General features: G+C 52.7%; 20 protein-coding genes and 2 tRNA genes. 13 read left to right on the top strand and 9 right to left on the bottom strand.

What is annotated here, in order from left to right; genetic code table 11:
• Window positions 1-22 precede the first annotated feature (22 nt).
• The 7 genes from ROA7450_RS19040 (at window position 23) to ROA7450_RS19005 (ending at window position 6,567) form a co-directional block, all read left to right on the top strand.
• The gene (locus ROA7450_RS19040; protein WP_085807549.1) at window positions 23-817 is read left to right on the top strand and encodes a S49 family peptidase; all 795 of its coding nucleotides are present in this window, start codon (window positions 23-25) and stop codon (window positions 815-817) included.
• Between the two features lie 168 nt (window positions 818-985).
• Window positions 986-1,939, top strand: a complete 954-nt coding sequence (locus tag ROA7450_RS19030) for a calcium/sodium antiporter (protein ID WP_085807547.1) — start codon at window positions 986-988, stop codon at window positions 1,937-1,939.
• 416 nt (window positions 1,940-2,355) lie between these two features.
• Entirely contained in the window at window positions 2,356-4,227 is a 1,872-nt protein-coding gene (uvrC, locus tag ROA7450_RS19025) for an excinuclease ABC subunit UvrC (protein ID WP_085807546.1), read from the top strand.
• 46 nt (window positions 4,228-4,273) lie between these two features.
• The gene (gene pgsA, locus ROA7450_RS19020; protein ID WP_085807545.1) at window positions 4,274-4,939 is read left to right on the top strand and encodes a CDP-diacylglycerol--glycerol-3-phosphate 3-phosphatidyltransferase; all 666 of its coding nucleotides are present in this window, start codon (window positions 4,274-4,276) and stop codon (window positions 4,937-4,939) included.
• Window positions 4,939-5,184 (top strand): molybdopterin converting factor subunit 1, encoded by a 246-nt coding sequence (gene moaD / locus ROA7450_RS19015; protein WP_085807544.1) that lies wholly within the window; start codon window positions 4,939-4,941, stop codon window positions 5,182-5,184. Before pgsA ends, moaD begins: the two co-directional genes overlap by 1 nt.
• Window positions 5,185-5,187: 3 nt before the next feature.
• Window positions 5,188-5,631 carry a molybdenum cofactor biosynthesis protein MoaE gene (locus ROA7450_RS19010; RefSeq protein ID WP_085807543.1) on the top strand — a complete coding sequence of 148 codons (444 nt, stop codon included), beginning with the start codon at window positions 5,188-5,190 and terminating at the stop codon, window positions 5,629-5,631.
• Between the two features lie 309 nt (window positions 5,632-5,940).
• Window positions 5,941-6,567, top strand: coding sequence for a hypothetical protein (locus ROA7450_RS19005; protein ID WP_085807542.1), 627 nt, complete (start codon window positions 5,941-5,943; stop codon window positions 6,565-6,567).
• Between the two features lie 80 nt (window positions 6,568-6,647).
• Here ROA7450_RS19005 and ROA7450_RS19000 read toward each other — a convergent pair whose 3' ends face one another.
• Both ROA7450_RS19000 and ROA7450_RS18995 read right to left on the bottom strand, forming a co-directional pair.
• Window positions 6,648-7,361 carry a hypothetical protein gene (locus tag ROA7450_RS19000; RefSeq protein WP_234999600.1) on the bottom strand — a complete coding sequence of 238 codons (714 nt, stop codon included), beginning with the start codon at window positions 7,359-7,361 and terminating at the stop codon, window positions 6,648-6,650.
• Between the two features lie 131 nt (window positions 7,362-7,492).
• Window positions 7,493-7,966 carry a hypothetical protein gene (locus ROA7450_RS18995; protein ID WP_306372438.1) on the bottom strand — a complete coding sequence of 158 codons (474 nt, stop codon included), beginning with the start codon at window positions 7,964-7,966 and terminating at the stop codon, window positions 7,493-7,495.
• Window positions 7,967-8,345: 379 nt separating this feature from the next.
• Here ROA7450_RS18995 and ROA7450_RS18990 point away from each other — a divergent pair, with 379 nt between their 5' ends.
• From ROA7450_RS18990 to ROA7450_RS18980, 3 genes are all read left to right on the top strand, one after another.
• Entirely contained in the window at window positions 8,346-8,819 is a 474-nt protein-coding gene (locus ROA7450_RS18990) for a hypothetical protein (protein ID WP_085807539.1), read from the top strand.
• A 34-nt stretch (window positions 8,820-8,853) separates the two neighbouring features.
• Entirely contained in the window at window positions 8,854-9,630 is a 777-nt protein-coding gene (locus ROA7450_RS18985; protein WP_085807538.1) for a potassium channel family protein, read from the top strand.
• 165 nt (window positions 9,631-9,795) lie between these two features.
• Window positions 9,796-11,805, top strand: coding sequence for a CapA family protein (locus tag ROA7450_RS18980; protein ID WP_159454109.1), 2,010 nt, complete (start codon window positions 9,796-9,798; stop codon window positions 11,803-11,805).
• Window positions 11,806-11,838: 33 nt separating this feature from the next.
• Here the strand turns inward: ROA7450_RS18980 and ROA7450_RS18975 are convergent.
• The 5 genes from ROA7450_RS18975 to hutI form a co-directional block, all read right to left on the bottom strand.
• A tRNA-Gly gene (locus ROA7450_RS18975) sits at window positions 11,839-11,912 on the bottom strand.
• Window positions 11,913-11,984: 72 nt separating this feature from the next.
• Entirely contained in the window at window positions 11,985-13,655 is a 1,671-nt protein-coding gene (gene hutU, locus ROA7450_RS18970) for a urocanate hydratase (RefSeq protein ID WP_085807536.1), read from the bottom strand.
• Window positions 13,652-14,467 carry an N-formylglutamate deformylase gene (gene hutG, locus ROA7450_RS18965; RefSeq protein ID WP_085807535.1) on the bottom strand — a complete coding sequence of 272 codons (816 nt, stop codon included), beginning with the start codon at window positions 14,465-14,467 and terminating at the stop codon, window positions 13,652-13,654. The genes hutU and hutG overlap by 4 nt, the downstream gene beginning before the upstream one ends.
• Complete coding sequence (hutH, locus tag ROA7450_RS18960; RefSeq protein WP_085807534.1) at window positions 14,467-16,002, bottom strand: histidine ammonia-lyase; 1,536 nt, start codon at window positions 16,000-16,002, stop codon at window positions 14,467-14,469. Before hutH ends, hutG begins: the two co-directional genes overlap by 1 nt.
• Entirely contained in the window at window positions 15,999-17,204 is a 1,206-nt protein-coding gene (gene hutI, locus ROA7450_RS18955; protein ID WP_085807533.1) for an imidazolonepropionase, read from the bottom strand. Before hutI ends, hutH begins: the two co-directional genes overlap by 4 nt.
• An 83-nt stretch (window positions 17,205-17,287) precedes the next feature.
• Between hutI and ROA7450_RS18950 the strand changes: the two genes are divergently transcribed.
• Entirely contained in the window at window positions 17,288-18,649 is a 1,362-nt protein-coding gene (locus ROA7450_RS18950; RefSeq protein WP_085807532.1) for a formimidoylglutamate deiminase, read from the top strand.
• Window positions 18,650-18,658: 9 nt separating this feature from the next.
• On the opposite strand, the gene hutC is transcribed toward ROA7450_RS18950, so the two are convergent.
• Window positions 18,659-19,348: a histidine utilization transcriptional repressor HutC gene (hutC, locus tag ROA7450_RS18945; RefSeq protein ID WP_085807531.1), complete on the bottom strand. Its 690-nt coding sequence runs from the start codon at window positions 19,346-19,348 to the stop codon at window positions 18,659-18,661.
• Window positions 19,349-19,605: 257 nt separating this feature from the next.
• Window positions 19,606-19,679: transfer RNA gene (locus ROA7450_RS18940), tRNA-Gly, on the bottom strand.
• An 824-nt stretch (window positions 19,680-20,503) separates the two neighbouring features.
• On the opposite strand from ROA7450_RS18940, the gene ROA7450_RS18935 reads away from it, so the two are divergent.
• Together ROA7450_RS18935 and ROA7450_RS18930 are read left to right on the top strand one after the other, a co-directional pair.
• Window positions 20,504-22,309, top strand: coding sequence for a hypothetical protein (locus ROA7450_RS18935; protein ID WP_143534537.1), 1,806 nt, complete (start codon window positions 20,504-20,506; stop codon window positions 22,307-22,309).
• Window positions 22,306-23,367 carry a transporter substrate-binding domain-containing protein gene (locus ROA7450_RS18930; RefSeq protein WP_085807529.1) on the top strand — a complete coding sequence of 354 codons (1,062 nt, stop codon included), beginning with the start codon at window positions 22,306-22,308 and terminating at the stop codon, window positions 23,365-23,367. The genes ROA7450_RS18935 and ROA7450_RS18930 overlap by 4 nt, the downstream gene beginning before the upstream one ends.
• Window positions 23,368-23,624 lie beyond the last annotated feature (257 nt).

Raw genomic sequence — 23,624 nt, 5'->3', positions numbered from 1 at the left:
CAACGCATTCTACATCGGCGATATGAAGAACTGGTTTCCCTTCAAAAAGCGCCCGCCGCTGGTCGCGGTTATTCGACTGTCCGGCACCATCGGCACAGGTGGCCGCGCCCTGAACGATGAGGGCATAGCCCCGCTGATCGAGAAGGCATTCAAGCGCAAAAAGCCCGCGGCAGTGGCATTGATCATCAACTCGCCAGGCGGGTCACCAGTTCAATCCTCTTTGATCGCGGCCCGTATTCGACGGCTGGCAAATGAGAAATCGGTTCCAGTTCACGCCTTTGTTGAGGATGTGGCCGCCTCTGGAGGCTATTGGCTGGCAACTGCGGCCGATCAGATCTGGGTTGATGAAAGCTCGGTCATTGGGTCCATCGGCGTGATCTCCTCCAGTTTCGGTGCGCATGTGTTTTTGGCCCGCCAAGGCATTGAACGGCGCGTGCATACATCGGTTAAATCGAAAAGCATGTTGGATCCGTTTCTGCCTGAGAAAAAAGAAGACGTTGAACGTCTCAAAGGTATCTTGGGGGATTTGCACACCAACTTCACGCTGCAGGTCCGAGAACGTCGGGGTACAAAGCTCAACAGCAAACAGGACCTTTTTACAGGGGAATTCTGGCTAGGCCGCAAAGCAATGGATCTGGGATTAGTTGATGGCATTGCCCATCTACAACCCAAGATGAAAGCGATCTACGGCGACAAGGTCCGATTTGCCAACTACGGAAAAAAACGTGGCTTGCTGCAACGTTTTGGCAGCGCGATGATGCAAGATGCCATCACCACAATTGAGGAGCGTGCAGATTACGCGCGCTATGGGCTCTGACGTGGTGATCAAAATTGTCTTTCTCTTTTTAATCTTCATGGGTGTGTTGGCCATGTTTGGCCGGCTCAGGTTTCCGGGACAGCAAAAGCTGGCCTCAAAACGTTGTCCTGATTGCGGGCGGTTCAAACTCGGAAAAGGCCCCTGCGCCTGCAAGAAAGGCAAGCGTAAATGATCCCATGGTTTCTCACAGGTCTGGGTCTCTTCATCCTGCTTTTGGGTGGGGATGCTCTGGTTAAAGGTGCTGTGAACTTGAGCCTGCGCATGGGCATTCCCGCATTGATTGTCAGCCTTACGATCGTTGCATTTGGCACATCGGCCCCTGAGCTGCTGATTTCGGTCAACGCTGTCATGGACAACAAACCGGGACTAGCGCTGGGCAACGTGGTCGGATCGAATACCGCCAATATCTTGTTGGTTCTGGGCGTACCTGCACTGATTTCTGGCTTACACACCAGCGAATGTGATACGCGCAAAAACTATCTCACGATGATCGGAGCTTCGCTGCTGTTCATCGGGCTGGCTTTCCGTGGCACTTTTGACTTCTTCGCCGGTGTCGTTCTACTTGCGGCTCTGACCTATGTACTGGGTGATGCCATGCGCGAAGCCCGACGGCATCGTCGAAATTGTGTGGCCAACTGCGAAGATGAAGAAGATATCGAAGGGGCTGATCCAGACATGCCATGGTGGCAGATCAGTACTTTTCTCATCCTCGGCCTGATTGGGCTTCCACTTGGCGCCGACCTATTGGTGGATAATGCCTCTATTATCGCGCGCTCTTTCGGGATCAGCGATTCGGTGATCGGCTTGACGCTCGTAGCCCTTGGCACCTCCCTTCCAGAACTTGCTACGACCGTGATGGCCGCCTTGCGCAAACAAGCCGACGTCGCCCTTGGCAATGTCATCGGCTCGAACATGTTCAACCTGCTGGCCATCATTGGGGTGACTTCGGTGATAGGAAATATTCCCGTCGCGGAGAGCTTCCTAGAATTTGATTTGTGGGTGATGCTTGCAGCGTCTTTGATGCTCATCCCGTTTGTATTCATGAGTAAAGACATTGGCCGCACATGGGGGGCGGTGTTATCCGGTCTTTACATTGCCTACATTGGATTTGTGCTGTGCTAGACTGGCAGAATTTACCCAAATCCTACCCTTTCGCATAATCCACATACACGACAATCAACGCTTCATAGCCACATCCGTTAACCGCCCATATCCCAACTCATTTTTGTCTTTGGCCGGTAAGATTTCGTCCGCAGGCAGGAAAGTTTTGCACTTTCGGCCCTTCCTTCACATAAGAGTTACAAAAATCGTAATGTTTTCAGTGGATTGCTTGATGGAAGAAATTTACCTGTTACTTTTCAACATCTTAGCAATTTGCCTAATTTTTAGGCAACTGCATAAAACCACCCATTTACAACGAGAATTAGCCGATCCGGGAAACTTATCTCCAAGTTTATCCACAGGAACCGTGGAAAGGTTTCCTCTTGTTAAATACCTTATAAGATTGCAGCCACGTCAGAGAATCGTATCTTATCACCATGCCTGATACCCCCCCTTCCGAGACCACGCTGACGGGTCACGAGTTGATCCACTCTTATCTGAAAACTTTGGATGCCTCTCCGGGGGTGTATCGCATGCTCGATGCGCAAGCGCGAGTTCTGTATGTTGGCAAAGCCAGAAACCTGCGCGCGCGCGTGTCCAATTATGCCCGGATGACCGGGCATACGCATCGCATCGCACGGATGATCACCGAAACTGCCTCGATGATGTTTCTGACCACCCGCACCGAGACGGAGGCGCTCTTACTTGAGCAAAACCTGATCAAGCAGCTTAAACCGCGCTACAACGTCCTGCTGCGTGACGACAAAAGCTTTCCCAATATTCTGGTGACCAAAACGCATGATTTTCCAATGGTCAAAAAGCATCGGGGGGCAAAACGAGAAAAAGGCGCCTACTACGGGCCTTTTGCGAGCGCTGGCGCGGTCAACCGCACTTTGGCTCAGCTACAACGTGCCTTTCAGCTTAGAAATTGCTCCGATTCCATGTTCGACAGCCGCACACGCCCTTGCCTTCAGTATCAAATCAAACGCTGCACTGCGCCCTGCGTCGCTTACATTTCCAAGGCGGATTATATGGCGCAGGTCAACGATGCTGAACGCTATCTTTCAGGGCGCTCAACCGAGATTCAAGAAAAGCTGGCAACACAGATGCACGAAGCCTCTGACGCGATGGAATTTGAACGTGCTGCCGCTCTTAGGGACCGCATTAAAGCTCTGACACAGGTGCAAACCTCGCAAGGCATTAATCCCCGAACCGTGAGCGAGGCGGACCTGATCGCCCTATATATGGAAAAAGGACAGGCCTGCGTGCAGGTGTTCTTTATCCGCGCAGGGCAAAACTGGGGCAACCGTGATTTTTACCCCAGGATCATGAACGACGTTTCCGAAGCCGAAGTGATGGAAGCCTTCATTGGCCAATTTTACGACAGCAAGGAACCACCCAAGCAACTGATCCTGTCCCACGCGATTGAGAACGATGACCTGATGCAAGAGGCGTTGAGTGACAAGCTGGGTCGCAAGATTGAGATCCTGATGCCTCAGCGCGGTGAAAAGGCTGAACTGGTCAACAACGCCTTGCGCAACGCGCGCGAAAGCCTCGCGCGTAAAATGTCCGAGGCGGCGACCCAAGCAAAATTGCTCAAAGGTTTGCAAGACGCTTTCGAGCTACCCGCCCCACCTCAACGCATCGAAGTTTATGACAACAGCCACATTCAGGGCGCACATGCGGTTGGGGCGATGATTGTTTCGGGACCGGACGGGTTCATGAAAAACCAGTACCGTAAGTTCAATATCAAAGGGGAAGAGCTGACCCCGGGCGATGACTTTGGCATGATGAAAGAGGTGCTCAAACGTCGGTTCAAGCGTTTGTTGAAAGAGGATGAGGATCGCTCGAAGGGTCTATGGCCAGATCTTCTGTTGATCGACGGCGGTGCCGGTCAGGTCAGTGCCGTGCGCGAGATCATGATCGATTCCGGCGTACAAGACGTGCCGATGGTTGGTGTCGCCAAAGGCGTTGACCGAGATCACGGCAAGGAGGAATTCCATCGCACGGGCAAACGCCCAATGGCTCTGCGTCACAATGATCCGGTGCTTTATTTCATTCAGCGCCTGCGGGATGAAGCCCACAGGTTCGCTATTGGCACCCACCGCGCCAAACGCGCTAAGACGGTTGGCGCAACCCCATTGGACGAAGTGCCGGGGGTCGGGGCCAGCCGGAAGCGTGCACTGTTGACCCATTTCGGATCAGCCAAAGCTGTAAGTCGAGCCCATCTTGCAGATTTGCGCGCTGTTGAAGGAATCTCAGCCGCCCTTGCACAAAAGATTTATGACTACTTTCATGAAAAGGGATGATTTCTCTGCACTTTTCCTTGGCTGCCATTCCCGTTAGAACCGTGTCATGACATGGAACATTCCAAATATCCTGACCACCTTGCGTCTGCTGGCCGCACCCGGCGTTGCGGTGATGTTTTTGTACTTCCACCGCCCCTATGCGGATTGGTTTGCGCTGCTGCTGTTCATCAGTGCGGCGATCACCGACTGGTTCGACGGCTATCTCGCGCGCGCGTGGAAACAAACAACAAAGCTGGGTGCGATGCTTGACCCCATCGCCGACAAGGCGATGGTGGTAATCGCCCTTATGGTCATCGTTGGATATTCCAGCATGTCGCCTTGGCTTGTTCTACCCGCCACGGTCATCCTGTTTCGCGAAGTCTTTGTGTCTGGTCTGCGCGAATATCTGGGAGACACGGCCGGCACTCTTAAAGTCACTAAATTGGCCAAATGGAAAACCACAGCCCAGATGGTGGCAATTGCAGTGCTATTTGCACAAGGTGTGTTTGAACACTATCTGGTAATGTCCAGCTTTGGCATGGAAGAGACACTTGTAGAAAATATTTTGTCCGGCGCCGAAGAAGATGTGAATGGCCTTCGCTGGAAGGAGGCTGGTATGTTCTGGTCGGGGTATGCTGGCCTATGGCTCCTGTGGCTGGCCGCAGCTCTTACATTTATAACCGGGGTTGATTACTTCAACAAAGCAATCCCGCACCTGAAGGATGGCGACTGATGGACGTGCTATATTTTGCTTGGGTCCGCGAACGGATTGGCCACCCCAAAGACAAGGTGGAGACAACGGCAAAGACCGTGCGTGATCTGGTAAACGAATTGTCTGCAAAGGAAGAGCGCTACGCGGTCGCCTTTTCCGACCTGAGTGCTTTGCGCGTTGCCGTCGATCAGGAACTTACACATTTTGACGCGCCGTTAGCCGGCGTCCGAGAAGTGGCTTTTTTCCCACCAATGACCGGCGGATGAAAAATGGAAATCCGAGTACAACAGGCGGGTTTTGATCTTGGTGAAGAAACAAATCGCTTTGCCAACCGCCAAGAAGGCATGGGTGCCGTTGTAACGTTCACCGGAATCGTACGAGATCTCAGTACCGGTAATCTGGATGTCATGGAGATTGAACACTATCCCGGCATGACCGAAAAGGCGCTGGGTAAGATTGCTTCGGATGCCATGGAGCGCTGGAACCTTGGTGACATTCTTATCATACATCGCCATGGTCGTTTACAACCGACCGATCACATCATGATGGTTGCTACTTCCGCCCCACATCGCGTGGATGCTTTTCAGGCGGCCGAGTTTTTGATGGATTTCCTGAAATCCAGAGCGCCCTTTTGGAAAAAAGAAGTAATCGGACAAAAAGCGGCTTGGGTTGCGGCAAAAGACGAGGACGAAGAGTCTCTCTCTCGCTGGTAGATCTACATACCATCAAGCACAATCCTGCGGGTTCTGAATGTCAATAAAGCGCGAACAATGCGTGATTTAGGGCAAAATTTTCACACACAATCAATGCAATCCGCTATAAAGTACGCGTTCCGATGAAAAAAGATGTAGTAGGATGGGGCACTCAAAACAATTACAGCACGGTACTAAATCGAACACCAAAAGATGACCGACTTCAGATCCAGATTATTGGCCGCTATGTCAAGCAGCCCAATATACCGAGGAAATCGACGCCAACTTTCCATCGATGTGGGAAAGGGTAACAGATATATTTCCAACCTCTTGAACAACAAAAACCCAGAAACAGAACCTGGCTTGTTCACGGCGCGAAAAATTGCAGACTGTCTTGAAGTCCCGATCGAGTTTCTGGCGGGCATATCAAGCGACTTAGAGGCTGAACAAAACCAATTAAAGAGCCCCGAAAGACAACACTTTTTTAATGGGTCAGGGACAGCCACGCGCGGTACTCGCAACTCGGCTCGAGCTGAACGGCGCAAAAATACCAAGATTGATGATCTGATCCGTTGGTGGCACAGCACAGGTGGGCGTTTGGAGAACTACGAAGACATCTCCGACAATATCGACCTACACCATCAGCCCCGCACAACTGACACGACTATTCAAGTCGGCAGCATCGGAAAAAACAGTTTAGCATCTCAAACATTGGGCGGAAACGATCCGGACCTGCTCTATGATCTTCTTGATCAACTCACACCGGAACGTCGCGGCCGCATCATCAATGATTATGCCCGCGTAAAAAACACGCATTTCCCGGTGACTTTGCAGAAAATCTTTGTGAAGCACCCAGAAACCAACTCGAGCCTGGAGTTGACTTACCAAAGGTTATTAATGCCAGTTCTTGATAAATCAGGACGGAACATGATTTTGAATTTTTCGAAACTTATTTAAACATCCATAGTGCTGGCAGCACTCTAATGTAGTTTTCCCTGCGCACGGAACCAATTGCGCGATTCCATGCATCGCATTTCTCACCGCGCCGCACGGAGCTCCACCAACGACTTTCCCAGTCTGAACGGTGCGGCAAAGCTCACCAAAGATAGTGAGATAATTTGCAGCAACAGAATAAACGCATTCTCCTGCAAAAACTCCCATTCTGATTTCAGAGTACGCACCTGCGAAATCAGGGTTTCATAGCTTTGCGCGAGAATTTGAAAGTCACCAGAGATGCTAGGAAGTTCGGCCCGCAAGGCGCCCATCGCCTCCAATGTGTGCTCATCAAATGCTGCGAAGGCAAGAAACTGATCCGGATCGAAGCTGTCGACAGCATCCACCATCTCTTCCATTTCTGCGCTCTCATCTGGCGGGCGCCCCAATACAAATCTAAGTCCCTGCAAGGGGGAGACCTGATTTGTGACTTCGATAAACAAGGGAAGCTCGGCATTACCCGCAGTTGACGCTGACAGGAAGTCGACTTTGTCACAAAGCACCGAGACAGGCTCATTGATGTCGTTCTGGCAATAGTGCAATCGAAAGCGTGCCGCATCCCGATCAAAGGCTGTTGTGGCGGCATAAGCGATATCAATCTGACGCTCGATACGCGAACTGTCGTCCGTATAAACGCCTGCCAAAATGGCCCCGAAGGCGCCAAATCCGCCCAATACAATCCACAGAAGGTCCGCCACTTTCCAGACGCGGTGCCCGGCGGGTTTGCGAAACAGAAAAAGCGTCCCGATAACACCCATGGAGAAAGGCAAGATCAAAAAAAGCAGTTGATTGTCCATATTCGCACGTTACCCCAACTTTGGATAAAAGGGATTTAAATTCCGGGCGGGACTAGACGCAAGAAATGGCGCCGCTGCTCCGCGTATTGTGATCAACGGCAAATGCCTTCGACCTTGGCGTCATCCCACGGCAAGGCAACCTGATTTGGAATAGTTAGCTTTTGCAGGGGAAAGCTACCGCGCAAAAGGGTTTCCAATCGTTTAGTGCGAGGGGCCGTGGGATCCAGCGTGGCGCAACAGACATATTCTTCCACGATGCTCGCCTGTTGTTCATAAGCATAGTCGAGCAATGACGTATCTGTCTCGATGTCAAACAAATAGGGATCTTTACCTCCGCCATGCTCATTCGCCGCCTTAAAGGGCGTATAGCCCGTCACAGCGCGGTTCTGCCATTGCCAGATGTGCGCCATCTCATGTGCAAATAACATCGCATGGATCAAGCTATAACGCTCTGGGTAGACCGGCAGAAAATCCGGCTCGAACCAGTCTTTGGCAAAGAAAACCTTATTATGAAGTGCGACCGCGGCTGGCGACACGGTGACTTTTTCACTCTTCGGCTCGGGCAAGATACGTTCCCGGCAAGTAAGGCGTGGGCGCTTCTGGCGTGTATAGGTGACCTTCCCAACCAAAGCCCCATTTACGACGCGGATTCGATTTGTATTCAGACTGTCACCATACAGTTGATTGGCAAATGATGCCTCAGATGGCGTCAATGGCCGCCCGCAAGCTGTAAGCAACACTAAGAAAAGAATGACAAATCTAAACATAATTGGACGTTAGCAAGCTCTCAGTTCAGATGCGAGATCGTATTTTGCCAGAAATATGTGTTACGAAAGTGTGATACATCACAACCCTTAATCTTCGCTCGCAACACCAAATACCCGCTGCTATGTCTGGTCGAAGAAATGCAATTGAATCAAAGGTCTTTCCACAAGGAGAACATAAATGAATAAGGTCGTTGTTTTAGGAGCCGTCGGCATCGCTGTTCTAGCAGTGCTCATTTTCACCTTGAACAAACCAGAACCCACGCCTGCAGAAAAACTGGAACAAGCGGTTCAAGATCTAGGGAACGCAGCTTCTGACGTTGGGGACGCCCTTGTTGAAGGTGGCAAAGGCATACAAGAAAACCTTCAGGAAGAGTTGCAAGCCGCCGCGAATGACTTTGCAGATTTCGCTGCAAGCTCGGCGGAAAGCCTCAGTCAGCAAGCCCAAGATCTGGTTGCTGCATGGCAGGACACAGGCATCATTTCCGAAACGGGGTTTGAATTCGAGAAAGCTATTCAGACGCTCAAAGACAGCACTCTAGATGATGCGACCAAGGAAAAGATCGCAAAAATCCTTGACCAAATTCGGGACACGCCAGAGCTCGCAGCAGAAAAACTCCGCGAAATTCGTGATTTATTATCTCAATCCGGCTAAGCTCGAGAACACAGCTTTAGCTTAAGATTGACCCATGCTCACGCAGCTGCAGTCGAAAATACAAACCCTCTATACCGGAAGTGAACGGATTTCCGTAAATTTCCGGTACGGACTAATTCTGTTCGATTTTGCCTCTATTGGGTTTTTCCTACTGACCGCCCCGCTTCCCAACTCTCCGGTATTGATCACCATCAGCCTCGCGCTCGGGGTGATCATATTGCTTGATACAGTGTGCAGGCTTTGGATCGCAGACGACCGTCTCGATCTACTAAAAAAGCCTTATATGCTGGCGGATGTGCTTGTTATATTTTCAGTCTTTGCAAATCCGTTTGTCGCGATCGATCTGAGATTTCTGCGCATCCTGCGCGGCCTCAGGTTGGTGCATTCCTACTATTTATTGGGTGACCTGAGACGTCAAAGCGTGTTTTTTCGCAACAATGAGGACGCCATCGTTGCGGCCAATAATTTGTTTATATTTATCTTTTTCTGCACATCTGCGGTGTACGAATTGCACTTCAGCGCCGAAGACATCCCGCACACTTATCTTGACGCTTTGTACTTTACCGTCGCCACACTCACGACCACTGGCTACGGCGATGTCACATTAACGACACCAAGCGGTAAGCTTTTGTCGATCTTGATGATGGGCGTCGGGGTTGCCTTGTTCGTTCAACTCGGCCGGGCTCTCTTTCGTCCGACAAAGGTCAAGTACAAGTGCACATCCTGCGGATTGCTCCGCCACGACGCCGATGCCATCCACTGCAAACATTGCGGGGCCACGGTTGCTATAGAAAGTAGCGGGAAAGATTGAAGGGCCTGGAGCGGGTAGTGTCGGGACAGAAACTCTCTCTTGTTTTTGATTTAACGTTGCGCTTATTGGTGACTTGATTCAGCCTGCTTGCGGTTGCTTAAAGCATCAACGTTGGCTGAGGGTTTTATACTGGATTGATTGGCAATGTTCAGACGAATTCTCGCAATGTTAAAGGCATCGCTCTTTATTATTCTACAAGCTTTTGCAGCGCCAATTTCTGTTTGGGCAGATAGCCAACTAGGTAAACCGATTCCAATAATTGGCGAGTTGGAGATTGTGGATAGTCATGCCTTACTAGATGGGGTGTCTCTTACGATCAATGATGTAAATGCCACTGTTACTGCATCAGGAGATTACAGCGTCAGTGTCCCGGAGGCGGATGTTTATCAGATACGCTTCGATGGAGCCGACATCTTCACTGGCATACAAACTTTTGCTCATGTTGAACTGGAACAGCAAAACAAACGTACTTTGTCCGTGCCGAAGATTGAGCTGGTCGCCAAGAAACCGGGGCGGACTGAATTTATATTCGGTGGTGACGTCATGGCTGAACGCCGATATATAGATCCGCGCTGGAATGAACAGGTACTCATCCGACCAGAAAGCATCTCAACGGATATGGAAAAACTTTTCCGGCCAATGATGCCTTATTTTCGTTCAGCAGATTATGCCGCTATAAATTTGGAAACTACTTTGGCCGAATTTGAGCCCGCCGAAAAAGCTCCCAAATCCATAACATTCTATACGCACCCCTATATTCTTGATGCCTTGGAAACGCTGGGGATCGACTATGTTTCGTTGGGCAACAACCATACCAATGACTACTTAGACGAAGGGATTAGGACGACACTTGCAGCATTGCGGGAGTCGAAAATAGGTTTTTCCGGTGCAGGTCTGAATGAAGCGGAAGCACTTGCACCATACCGTACAAATATAAACGGGCAGAAGTTTTCTATGCTTGGTTATGTGGGTTGGAAAAACAAAGCTGAACCAAGCCAAGTCGCCGAAGGCGCAACAGGCGGCGCCGCGTTTGGCACTATGGAAAACATCATTTCCACGGTTAGCAAGGAGGTTGCCGACAACCGGGTTACAGTCGTGCAATATCATGGGAGCCGAGAATACAGCGAAGAGCCAACAGAAACGACGGAAGTCCGGCTAAAAGCTGCTGTTGATGCTGGCGCAGACCTTGTCATCGGCCACCATCCCCACGTGAGCCAGGGGTTGGAACTTTACAACGGCAAACTTATCGCTTGGTCACTTGGCAATTTCCTGTTCGATCAATTTTTCTACGAAACCCATGGGGCTTATGCCTTAAAAGTATGGATGGATGGAAACACGTTTTATCGGGCAGAAGTGATCCCACTACAGATTAAGGATTTTCGCCCAATTCCAGCAATGGCAGACACACGCAGGTATGTATTGCAACGTGTGATGGCGCTCTCCGCGCTACGGGGTACAAAATTGTATCTCTCTGGTGGACACGCTATCGTTACATCCTCCAACCACCAAAATGACAATCCGACAAGTCGAACCACCCACATACGTGGGAGCGACAATGAAATTGCCAAGACTTCATTCCCTTTGAAGCAAGAGTCGGAAAAATCCAGTTCAAGCCACCGGACTGCGTTAACGGAAGGTCGCGAGCTTTTTTTTCGAGGCGACTTTGAAACATATGGATTACTGAATCTGCATGAACGCAGCTGGAACGCAAAAAATGCGAAAATCGAATTGGTAAGAACGCCGAAAACCGGCCGGTTCGCACTACAGGTTTCCCCCGAAGAACCCGGTGAGCACATGCAGCTTGGGCTAAAGGCTTTCATGAGGGTTCTAAACCAGGATAGTTACAGCGTCTCTGTATGGGTGAAAGCTGAAGAAGACGTCGAAGTATCCGCATATTTACAGAGTCGCCCCGAAGGCATGAACCGATACAAAGCCTTGGAACATGCCCCTTTTAACTTACTAGGCTCTAAGAATGTAACAGGAGGCGAATGGACCCAGGTATCATTCGATTTTGATATTGCTAGAGATTCAAAAAACAGGGTGCTCCCAAGTCGACCAATGTTTCATTTTGCGCCTCCCAAAAAGCTATTTAGCTTTCTCTACTCGAAAGGAAGCAGGACTATAAAACCCGTCCTTGTAGATGATTTCTCTTTTGTTGAATGGCAGGAGGAGTAAATCTTTGGTGCAATCCAAAATTTAACTTGAATATGGAGCGGGTAGCGGGAATCGAACCCGCGCGTTCAGCTTGGGAAGCTGACAGGCTACCATTACATCATACCCGCCGCGCGGTATTGTTTATCACCGGGAGATTGGCGGGTTCAAGCGTCATTCGCTAAACCCGCCATCATGCGGCATCAGCCAAGGATACCGGGAAGGCGCAGGCCATTCACCCGTGCACACTCTTTCGCGCTTTCGTACCCAGCATCAGCATGACGCCAGACGCCCGAGGCCGGATCGTTCCACAACACCCGTTCCAGCCGTTTGGCCGCGTCTTCGGTGCCATCCGCACAAATCACCACGCCCGCGTGCTGGCTGAAGCCCATGCCAACCCCACCACCATGGTGCAGCGACACCCATGTCGCCCCGGACGCTGTGTTGACCAGCGCATTCAACAGAGGCCAGTCGGAAACCGCATCCGACCCGTCCTTCATGGATTCGGTTTCACGGTTGGGCGACGCAACAGAACCGGAATCCAAATGATCGCGTCCAATGACAACCGGGGCTTTCAATTCGCCGGTCTTGACCATTTCATTGAAGGCCAACCCCAAGCGGTGACGATCACCTAGACCAACCCAGCAAATGCGCGCAGGCAGTCCCTGGAAATCGATCCGTTCTCGTGCCATGTCCAGCCAGTTGTGCAGGTGCATGTTGTCAGGCAGGATCTCTTTGACCTTCTGATCGGTCTTGTAGATATCCTCTGGGTCACCCGACAGCGCAGCCCAACGGAACGGGCCGATACCACGGCAGAACAGCGGACGAATGTAAGCAGGCACAAAGCCGGGAAAAGCAAAGGCATCCTCCAGCCCTTCATCAAGCGCCACCTGACGAATGTTGTTGCCATAGTCCACGGTCGGCACGCCATTGTTGTGGAAGTCAACCATCGCAGCCACATGGACTTTCATTGAAGCGCGTGCCGCCTTTTCCACCGCTTTAGGGTTTGTTTCTGCCTTGGCACGCCATTCCGCCACGCTCCAACCCTGCGGTAGATAGCCGTTCACTGGATCATGGGCTGAGGTTTGATCAGTCACGATATCCGGGCGGATTCCGCGCTTATAAATCTCGGGGAAAATGTCGGCAGCATTGCCGATCAGGCCAACGGATTTCGCTTCACCCGCCTTGGTCCAACGGTCGATCATGTCCAGCGCATCATCAAGACTATGGGTGATTTCATCGACATAACGCGTGCGTTTGCGGAACTCGGCGCTTTTCTCGTCGCACTCGACCGCCAGACAACAGGCACCGGCCATTACGGCCGCCAAAGGTTGAGCACCCCCCATGCCCCCAAGACCACCTGTCAAAATCCAACGGCCGTTGAGATTGCCATTGTAGTGCTGACGCCCGGCCTCCATGAAGGTCTCGTAAGTGCCCTGCACGATACCCTGTGACCCGATATAGATCCAGGACCCCGCGGTCATCTGGCCGTACATCATCAGGCCCTTTTTATCGAGCTCGTTGAAATGATCCCAATTGGCCCAATGCGGCACGAGGTTGGAGTTGGCGATCAACACGCGCGGCGCATCCTTGTGCGTGCGCACAATGGCGACGGGCTTGCCGGACTGCACCACAAGGGTCTCGTCTTCATCCAGATCCTTGAGGCTGTCACAGATCAGGTCGAAATCCTTCCATGTCCGCGCGGCCCGCCCGATGCCGCCGTACACCACCAGTTCATGCGGATTTTCAGCAACGTCGGGATGCAAGTTGTTCATCATCATCCGCAGGGGGGCCTCGGTCAGCCAGCTTTTGGCATTCAGCTCAGTGCCCGTTGGGGGGAAGATGTCACGGGTGTTTTTACGAGGATCGCTCATGGGGCATTCCCTTCCGTTTGCAAGCGGCCTGACAGGGCCAGATCATTGAGAGTTTCAAGCATCTGTTGCAGATGCGGTCTAATGGCTGCAGCGCGTGCCTCATCGTAATTCCAAGGCGGGGTCTCAAACATATAGGCACGCTGAGAAATTTCCATTTGGATGGCATGAACGCCGGTATCAGGCTGGCCGTAATGGCGCGTGGACCAGCCGCCCTTGAAACGGCCGTTCAAAACGGAAGATTGACCCGAAGCTTCCGCGACGTGATGCACCGCGTGCTCGATTCCGGGTGCACAGGTTTCGCCATTGTTGGTTCCAGTATTGAAAATCGGCAGTTCACCATCGAACAGGAATGGAATGTTCGAGCGGATCGAATGGCAATCAAACAAGATCGCTACACCGTGTTTGGCTTTGACCCGTGCCAATTCCAGCTCCAGCGCCTCATGATACGGCGTATGAAACTGGGCCCTACGGTCTTCGATCTCGTCATCTGAAGGCTCCTGACCTTCACTCCAGATCGGCGCACCGTCAAAATCTGTCAACGGCACCAGTGTGGTGGTATTTTGCCCCGGGTACAGCGATACACCATGTGGGTTGCGGTTGGCGTCGATGACATAGCGATGGCTATTGGATTTCACCACCGTCGCCCCCGGGAATAGGCCTGAATAGAGCCTTTCAATATGCCAATCTGTATCTGCTAGCATGCGCCCGTTGTCATTCAAGCGTGCCTTAATTTCGTCCGGCAAATAGGTGCCCCCATGCGGCAGGCCAAGCACGATAGGGCTATCGCCAGATTGAACCTTGAACACCTGCATCAGGCCAGTTCCGGCAGCTTGACGTCTAGCGTCTCAAGGATCGCGCCGCTGGCCATCAGGTCGCAGGCAGCCTGAAGATCCGGCGCCATAAAGCGATCATCATCCAGCAGTGCAACTTCCTGACGTAACCGTGTGATCGCCTGCTGCAACGTTTTGCTTGTCTGTAGTGGTGCGCGGAACTCTACCCCGCTCGCAGCGCACAACATCTCGACCCCCAGAATGTTGTTGAGATTGGCAACCATCTGGTTCAAACGCCGCGCGCCATGGGCGGCCATAGAGACGTGATCCTCTTGGTTTGCGGATGTCGGTGTTGAATCGGTCACGCAAGGGTTGGCCAGATGTTTGTTCTCGCTCATCAGCGCAGCCGTGGTCACCTCGGCAATCATCAACCCTGAGTTCAGCCCCGGATTAGGAGTCAGGAACGGAGGCAGATCGAAGCTGAGCGTCGGATCCACCATCAGTGCCACACGACGTTGAGAAATCGCACCGATCTCGGCTAGCGCGAGCGCGATCATATCAGCTGCAAAGCCAACCGGTTCAGCGTGGAAGTTCCCGCCGGACACAATCATATCGGCCTCGGTCAGAACCAGCGGGTTGTCAGTGGCGGCGTTGGCTTCGGTCAACACCGTCGTCGCGGCCTGACGCAACACATCCATTGCCGCGCCGGTCACCTGCGGCTGACAGCGGATGCAATATGGATCTTGCACGCGGGTATCGCCCTCGCGGTGGCTTTCGCGAATTTCAGACCCCGCCAGAATGGCACGCATAGTTGCCGCCGCCTCGATCTGCCCGCGATGGCCCCTCAAGGCGTGGATCTCTGGTTGAAGCGGTGCGGTGGAGCCCATGATCGCATCGGTCGACATGGCAGAAATGACCAAGGCATTGCGCGCCGCGCGCCATCCTTGAAACAGCCCCGCTAGCGCATAGGCCGTGGTGAACTGCGTCCCATTAATGAATGCCAGACCTTCTTTCGGGCCCAAAATACCGGGTGTTAGACCCGCGCGCTTCAAAGCCTCAGCCGCCTGCAGCACTTGCCCGCCAAACTCAGCTTCCCCCTCGCCCATCAAAGCCGCAGTCATATGTGCCAGTGGGGCCAAATCGCCCGAAGCCCCAACGGACCCCTGTGCAGGTACCACTGGGGTCACGCCCTTGGCGAGCATGTTTTGCAGCAGTTCCACCAGCTCCCACCTGACACCCGACGCCCCGCGCCCAAAGGACAACAGCTTGAGCGTCATCATCAAGCGTACCAGCTTGCGCGGCATTGGTTCACCTACACCACAGCAGTGAGATAGAATCAGGTTGCGTTGCAGCGTGGCTGTATCTTCCGGGGCAACCTTGACCGAGGCCAGTTTCCCAAATCCGGTGTTCACTCCGTAAACGGCAACATCACCATCGGCTGCGACTTTGATCCGCTGCGCTGCCGCGTCGATTGCGTGTTTGCACGTCTCATCCAAACGAGCTGCCCTGTCGTTCCAATAAATACCTTCCAACTGCGCCAGCGTGGCGTGACCAGGAACCAAGGTGAGTGATGTCACAGTTGACCTCCAAAGATGCGTTGGTGAAGCGGGTTGAACCCGATGCGATAAGACAGTTCGGCAGGGTGTTTTACATCCCATACCGCGAGATCGGCACGCTTGCCCGGTGCGATGACGCCGGCATCGGATAGACCCAGCGCCTGTGCCGCGTGTCTTGTCACGCCAGTAAGCGCCTCTTCCGGTGTCATCCGAAACAAAGTGCAGCCCATATTCATGGTCAAGAGCAGCGATGTCAGCGGAGACGATCCGGGGTTACAATCCGTGGCCAAGGCCATCGGCACTTTGTGTTTGCGCAGCTGATAGATCGGCGGCCGCTGTGTTTCGCGCAGAGTATAGAACGCCCCTGGCAGAATCACGGCAGTCGTGCCTGCCTGTGCCATTGCAATCACGCCGTCTTCGTCCAAATATTCGATGTGATCCGCCGACATCGCACCATAGGATGCCGCCAATTTGGCGCCACCCAGATTGGACAGCTGCTCGGCATGCAGTTTGACGGGCAAGCCCAGTTCCTTCGCCACATCAAACACCCGCGCGATCTGTTCAGGCTGGAAAGCGATCCCCTCGCAGAATCCGTCCACGGCATCCACCAACCTCTCGGCATGCGCAGCGCGCAATGTCGGAATCACAACCTCATCAATATAGTCGTCCGCGCGATCCGCATATTCCGGCGGCACTGCATGTGCACCAAGATAGGTGGCTTTGATCCGCACCGGACGTAGCGTTTCGAGCGCGCGCGCAGCCCGCAACATTCGAAGCTCAGTGTCCTGCTCCAGCCCATAACCCGACTTGACTTCGACCGAGCTGACGCCTTCTGCGATGAGCGCGTCAAGGCGGGGCAGCGTTTGCTGCATCAACGCATCCTGATCCGCTGCCCGTGTTGCACGAACCGTGGAATTAATTCCGCCGCCTGCGCGCGCCACTTCTTCGTAAGAGGCCCCATTCAGGCGCATCTCGAATTCTTCTGCCCGATTACCGCCTGCCACGATGTGTGTATGGCAATCAATCAAGGCCGGCGTCACCAGCCGACCGCCTAAATCACTATGCTCGGCTGATTGTAGATCCTGCGGGACTTCATCAGCGGGCCCGACCCACAAAATTTTCTCACCTTCAACAGCAATAGCCGCATTATTGATCAGACCATATGCTACAGAACCAGCGGCAAGGCTTGCCACGTCTAGGTTGGTGAAAATCCTTTTATTCATCGCAATTTTACCAATGCTCGGGGTTCTTGATGTTTCGTCTATATCGCTGTAATAAATATTTGTCTATACATATTGAGGATGCCATGCAGATCCATGCCAAATCCGCCCTGTTGGGCAGTCGCTGGGGCCAGAATGTCAGAGTCACGCTGAAAGACGGCAAAATTGACCTGATTAAGGAAGACGTGGCACGCACCCCTCAGGATGAATGCGTGGATTGTCTGCTGCCCGCTTTGGCCAACCTGCACAGCCATGCTTTTCAGCGCGCGATGGCGGGGATGACGGAGTTCCGCACCTCGGGACAAGACAGTTTCTGGACTTGGCGCAGCCTGATGTATCGCTTTCTGGAGCACTTGACCCCAGACCAGGTCGAAGCAATCGCGGCCCTGGTTTTCATGGAGATGCAAGAGGCAGGCTATTCCTCGGTGGGAGAGTTCCATTATCTGCACCATCAAGCCGGCGGCGCACAGCATGACGATCCGTCTGAATTGAGCCAACGCATCTTTGCGGCCGCGCAAACAACCGGTATCGGCCTGACCCACCTGCCCGTTCTCTACACTTATGGCGGCGTCAATCAAGAGCCATTGTCTGGCGATCAACTGCGCTTTGCCAATGATGTAGATCGGTTTTTGCGCTTGGTTGATAAGTGTCGCGTAAACCTCTCACTCCTGCCGGATGACGCCAGCGTTGGAATTGCGCCGCATTCACTGCGCGCGACCTCGCCCGAAGACCTGGCCTTGGTTCTGGCGCAAACTCCCGAAGGACCGATCCATATACATACTTCGGAACAGCTTAGGGAAGTTTCTGAGGTCGAAGAGAAATTAGGGCAACGCCCCGTGGCATGGTTGCTGGACAACGTCGATGTGAACAAACGATGGTGCCTGATCCATGCAACACATATGACCGAAGATGAAACCATCAAATTGGCCCGAAGCAGTGCAGTCGCCGGTCTGTGCCCAATCACCGAAGCCAACCTTGGCGATGGTCCTTTCAATGGGACGACGTATCTAGAACATGGCGGGCGTTTCGGGCTGGGGTCTGATTCGAATGTTCGGATTTCCCTGACCGAAGAGCTGAGAACTCTTGAGTATTCTCAACGTCTTAGAGACATGAAACGCAACGTCCTTGCTGTGGACGGCGGTTCAACCGGCAAAGCACTCTACTGCGGAGCGGCAGTCGGTGGCGCGCAAGCTCTTGCTCGCGATTCTGGAGAGATCGCTGAGGGCAAACTGGCTGATCTGGTGGCCATTGATCGCGCGCATCCGTCGCTCTCGGCTCTGAATGATGAACAGCTATTGGATGGGCTCTGCTTTGCCGCCCCGGATCGGGTGATCAGCGAGGTCTGGTCCGCAGGTCGCCACATGATCAAGAATGGGCAACATGTTGAACGTGATTGCATTTTGCAGCGTTACAACAGCGCCATTCGCGCCTTGCTGGACGCCTTGTAGCAATCGAACTTAGTAACGCATCGTCATCTGATGTCCGCGCTGATGGATCATGCGGACGTAGGTAATAGGCTCATCTTGAAACGATGTCATCCGCTCCGCAACGAAAAGGGCATCACCAGCTTTACACCCCAAATGATGCGCCAAATCCGGGTCGGAGTTCAGGGCACCGAAACTGATCTGTGCATCTGTATAGGGCACTGTGGCCAACAGCCACTCATTCGGGCCAACATTTGAAAAATCGGCCTGTTTAGCTTGCGGCAAGGCCTTCAGATTGATCCAACGATCCTCGAACTGGTACGGATGCCCGTCAGCGCAATGCAGACACGTCAAATGCAAAACAGGGCTATTATCCGGTATCTCCAGTCGCGCACACAACCAGGCAGGCGCGGGCATCGCCTCCCTACTCAACAGCGTAAACTGATACCGCGACCCACGGGCTTCAATCTCTTTTCGCACAACTGGCACTTCAAAAGTGGCCTGCTTACGTGGAACATCACGCACGCGCGTGCCCGCTTTGCGACGGCGTTCGATGAGTCCTTCTTCGGCGAGTTCGCGCATCGCGCGGTTGACTGTGGCGCGGGCGCAGTTGAATTCGGCACAAAGGTCAACTTCGTTTGGAATCAGGCCACCGGGGGGCCACTCATTTGCAATAATACGCCGCCGCAGCTCGTCCCTGATATCGCGAAACGCTGTTTTCATCCCCGCCCCTCCTGAAGGATCAGTCTAGCCCTGAAGCAGATATTTTGTATAGACGATAAACATCACTTATAAATCAGCATCTTACGACATCCATACCATAAAACGTGATAAGGGATTTTCTGGAGCGGGCGGCGGGAATCGAACCCGCGTCATTAGCTTGGAAGACAGCTGCGATAATCCGAATAAATCTTTTAATTACAACAACATAAAAGTTACATATTTGATTCTTTATAGGTAATGTGTCGGAAAATATTTCTTGGAGCGGGCGGCGGGAATCGAACCCGCGTCATTAGCTTGGAAGGCTAAGGTCTTACCACTACACAACGCCCGCTCAAGTGATTCATGACCTATGCCATTGAGATTCGAAGGTCAAGTCGCATTGAATTCATCAGGATCAGATCGACTGTATCTCACGTTTTTTGACCCTAGCATTTCGCAAAATTGGGCAGGAAACAGTCATTCGCTCCATCAAACTTAAATGGCCATTGCGCGGACTTTCCGGACTTTTGCCGGCGCGACTGTTGCTGGCGCAGAAACACTTTGCATCGGCAGCAATTTGTTGCTGCGACGCAACTCATGTCGCCAAGGCGGTCGTTCAAACCGTCAGATTGGGCACTGACCTCTGAGTTGAGGCGGACTCAACGGGCGAGAAGCCTTCCGATCTACTCAGCTCAGCGCTTTCGGTTTTCCTCAGCCTGGCTCTGGCTGATCTGTTGTTTCATTGCAGCTCAGATGCCGTTTCCACTACACGGAGAATCGGCAGCGGCTTCCACAAAGCAAGATTGTGTTGCATTGGCGCTGGCGAATACTACATTTAGAGCAATTTCTAAATTTCAGCGTTTTGTGGTATAAATACTGATATTTTATACTGCTCTTAAATTAAATTCTGGGAATCAAAACATGCTATTTTCTGCCGCTACATTTATTTTCGTTTCTTTTACGATCTACACACCAACGGTGTATCCCGAGCAAGTCAACGCAACTCCGAAAGCGCCTTCGGTTGTGCAAGAGAAACTCATCGTACCGGTGTCCTGCAATCCCGCCATCCAACGCTGCTACTAGCTCAATCGCAGCGCGACAGCGCTGAACGGGCCCGGGAATGCCCAGGCCCAGACATGGGAGTTTTGCATGCTTGGTTTTGGTCTACCCTTCTGGATGTTTTTTTTCGTTGGAGCCATCACACTCTGGTTGGAAGCGCACCGGTTATTCCACGACCAGAAACTAAAGATGGTCCTCTCAAAAGGTCGATTTCCTAGGCTTTCGGGTATTAGCTATGACCAATTGTCGACGGCTCGGACGTATAATCGAGGCTATTTCTTTTATGTCGCAACTTACCTGATCATTTATGCCGTTTCAGTCTTCAGCATCGAAGTCGGCGAGTTGTGGATCAAATCGAGCAACAGCATTCAACAATCGGGTGGTCAAGGGGCCTTGCCGACGTCCACCCAAACTGAGGCACTCGTGTCTGGAGAAGCAAGCCCGTGGCCCTTGGCCGTCGCCTTGGCCATGATCAGCTTGCTCTCTGCGCGCAATCAGGCCGGAAAGACCTTGCGTTCGTTCGAGATGATGTTCCGAAACTTTGCACATCGGTTGGCCGGTATCCCAAACAGCATTTATAGGCTGGTGACTCGCCTCGGTCGCGTCAATTACACCGAGGCGATCAAGGGCAGTGACGCGCCATACCTGGACATGTTCGATAATACTCTTGAACGAATGACTGCGGACGTCAACGATCATTCGGTTACCCGACAGCGTCTCGATATTGCAAGAAACGACTTCAAAGCCATCGATTCCCTCGAACCCGCGGTGTGTGGGGCGTTTCAAGACAGCGTTTTTCCGATCGAAAACACTGAAACCATGATGCGGTTGCTGAAAGACCAGGCCAAGGAATGTGAAGCACTCCAAAAGATGCTTCAGAAAGCTCTCGATGACGCCCAACCGGTCCCGACACTCGATGAAATGCGCGCCATTGCAGAGGCGGGCCGCGATTGCCTTCGCAACCTGAAGGCTCTGTTTGCTGTTCTCTATTCCCAAACCGACTCAGATGATATTGGAAGCATTTATCCGCCGGTGAATAGGGTCCTTCAGGAATTAACGGCGCCGGATCGTTTCTTTCTCAAAGACAAGGTGGTCATTTCGGTTCTTCTCACGACCTTTGCTTTGTTCATCTTTTATCCCGCTTGGCGGCTCTATGGATTCATCATGGAGGGCCGAGAACAGGGGCGGACGGTGGCGGATGTTATGAGCGCCGATCTGATTTTTGTCGTAGAACGAGCTGCCCAAGACATACTGCCGATGGCAATTCTGTTTCTTCTTGTGTCGGTGGTCACCTTGTCGATCCGCCGCAACTTGATCGACACCGAAGATTGGGAGGATTACGATTTGGTGAATGTTCCGATAACGCGCCTCCTCAAGACGATCGCTTTCCCATCGATCTTCGCCGCGGCCGGGGGTGCCGCGACGATATTCCTGCTCCAATTCCTGCTACTTGTACTGGATGGCAGCTTCTCGTTTACGATCCTAATCGAAAAAGTACTGGTTCCCCTCTTACCCGTCTTTGCACTCTACATCCCGCTCGCGGTGATCATAGGGTTGCCAACACTAGTCGTGGCAGACCAGCATCTCAAAATGCAGTGTTGGAAAACGGTGCTTTGCGCGTCAGTCTTTGCCCTACCATTTGCTTTCGCGGCGCTTCTAGGCCAGTTCCTAATGACATCTGGGCGACCATCGCCAGGTGATCCAAATTTCGAGAACCTCAACGCCCTGTATCAAGGCCTCTTGGGATCAAATATTATGGCGGGGGCTTTCCAAAGCCTGTTTGCCCTAGCGTTTCTAGCTCTGTTTGCTTTCCTTGTCGAACAGGCAGAAAACGAAGAGGAACGGCACGGAGCAGGAGGACTTGCCACGGATCCAGACGCTCGCGGCGCCGACCAATCGCTTGGATTGGGGAGTACGCTATGAGGGGGTCTTTTTCGCCGGCAATCCGAAAGTCATCCTTACACGCAGGTCTGCTGGTTTTAATTGTCGCTTTCCTTACTGGATCGGTTGCCCAGTCGCAGGATACGCTAATCTTTGGGGTGCGGGCCGATGCGCCCCCGTTTTCCTATAATGCCGCTCCACCAGTAGGGATCGCGGATTTTGCCATTGCGGGCACACCGCGAGAAAATGGGTTCAAGGGCTATGTTGTCGACTTGTGCAACGCGGTCCTTGATGCCCTTGCCGACAAACGTCGCCTCGACCTGAAAGTGCAGACACGCCTTGTGAATGCTAGTAACCGGTTCGACTTGTTGCGCGCTGGTGAAGTGCACATTCTTTGTGATCCGGCCACTATCATGCCAGATCGCCTTGAAAGCAATGCCGTGGGGCTGAGCGGGTCAGGCGCGACACGCTATCTCAATGTTTCTGTTCCGGTCTACATGTCAGCGGTGACCTTAGCGCGGCCGCGCGACTTGCCTGGTGGTGCCGCCCCCTGTAGGATTCTGGTGAGTGCTGTTGGTGAAACGACTGCGGCCCCTAGGGGTATCGACAGGATACTCGCAGAGGGAAATTTTGGAAGGTGGACCTCGGACATCTCCATCGCTATGGATCGCGTTCGCAACGGTGAACCATCTCAGATTATCTTCGATAATGCAACGGATTGCGAGCCCAAACCCGCGTTCAAGGCCTTTCCGACGCACGCCGAACTCGCAGACGCCTTTTGTGCAGGGGAAGTACTCTACTACGTGGGCGATATCGAGATCATACGATCCCTGCTCACCAGCAATGGATGCCTTGACCGAAGCGTGATCGCACCGGCGACGTTCACGGATGAACGCTATGGCATTTACACTGCCTTGCCTAACAATGGCATTTTGTCATCCGCGATACTCACGTTTCTGGCCGAGTTGTCGTTTCAGGTACACTCGCAGCAAAAACTTTTGGATGTCACCTATAAGGAAGCGTTCAAAGAGTTTCAGCCGTCTCAGAAACTCCGTGCATTTTTCTGGAGCGTCACTGGGAGCTTTCCTTCGACCCCTTGAACCCGAGTTGCAACCGGTCAAGATCGGAAGTTGGTCAGTGTTTCTTCGATGGCGAGATCCGGAACGACTATGGTCAAATGCTTTCTCGCAGTTGTGGAAAAACCGCATTTCCGGTAATCTCGTCGGCATCCAGATCGTGAAAGCCGAAGTTAGCAGAATGTCATTTTATGCCGCGGCCCGTCGGCGGCGAAACCATTGCGCTTCCGGCAATATCTGTGCTGCGAGCGCGTGCCGCGAGAAACGGGCGCTTCCGGTGT

This window comes from Roseovarius albus (assembly GCF_900172335.1).
GTDB lineage: Bacteria > Pseudomonadota > Alphaproteobacteria > Rhodobacterales > Rhodobacteraceae > Roseovarius > Roseovarius albus.
This window is presented reverse-complemented; position numbering and strand designations above follow the sequence as displayed.

Bases quoted from the DNA above. Each gene is read 5' to 3' on its own strand.
- ROA7450_RS19040 (WP_085807549.1), top strand. From the start codon at position 23: ATGAAGAACTGGTTTCCCTTCAAAAAGCGCCCGCCGCTGGTCGCGGTT.
- ROA7450_RS19030 (WP_085807547.1), top strand. From the start codon at position 986: ATGATCCCATGGTTTCTCACAGGTCTGGGTCTCTTCATCCTGCTTTTG.
- uvrC (WP_085807546.1), top strand. From the start codon at position 2,356: ATGCCTGATACCCCCCCTTCCGAGACCACGCTGACGGGTCACGAGTTG.
- pgsA (WP_085807545.1), top strand. From the start codon at position 4,274: ATGACATGGAACATTCCAAATATCCTGACCACCTTGCGTCTGCTGGCC.
- moaD (WP_085807544.1), top strand. From the start codon at position 4,939: ATGGACGTGCTATATTTTGCTTGGGTCCGCGAACGGATTGGCCACCCC.
- ROA7450_RS19010 (WP_085807543.1), top strand. From the start codon at position 5,188: ATGGAAATCCGAGTACAACAGGCGGGTTTTGATCTTGGTGAAGAAACA.
- ROA7450_RS19000 (WP_234999600.1), bottom strand. From the start codon at position 7,361: ATGGGTGTTATCGGGACGCTTTTTCTGTTTCGCAAACCCGCCGGGCAC.
- ROA7450_RS18990 (WP_085807539.1), top strand. From the start codon at position 8,346: ATGAATAAGGTCGTTGTTTTAGGAGCCGTCGGCATCGCTGTTCTAGCA.
- ROA7450_RS18985 (WP_085807538.1), top strand. From the start codon at position 8,854: ATGCTCACGCAGCTGCAGTCGAAAATACAAACCCTCTATACCGGAAGT.
- ROA7450_RS18980 (WP_159454109.1), top strand. From the start codon at position 9,796: ATGTTAAAGGCATCGCTCTTTATTATTCTACAAGCTTTTGCAGCGCCA.
- hutU (WP_085807536.1), bottom strand. From the start codon at position 13,655: ATGAGCGATCCTCGTAAAAACACCCGTGACATCTTCCCCCCAACGGGC.
- hutG (WP_085807535.1), bottom strand. From the start codon at position 14,467: ATGCAGGTGTTCAAGGTTCAATCTGGCGATAGCCCTATCGTGCTTGGC.
- hutI (WP_085807533.1), bottom strand. From the start codon at position 17,204: ATGAATAAAAGGATTTTCACCAACCTAGACGTGGCAAGCCTTGCCGCT.
- ROA7450_RS18950 (WP_085807532.1), top strand. From the start codon at position 17,288: ATGCAGATCCATGCCAAATCCGCCCTGTTGGGCAGTCGCTGGGGCCAG.
- hutC (WP_085807531.1), bottom strand. From the start codon at position 19,348: ATGAAAACAGCGTTTCGCGATATCAGGGACGAGCTGCGGCGGCGTATT.
- ROA7450_RS18935 (WP_143534537.1), top strand. From the start codon at position 20,504: ATGTTTTTTTTCGTTGGAGCCATCACACTCTGGTTGGAAGCGCACCGG.
- ROA7450_RS18930 (WP_085807529.1), top strand. From the start codon at position 22,306: ATGAGGGGGTCTTTTTCGCCGGCAATCCGAAAGTCATCCTTACACGCA.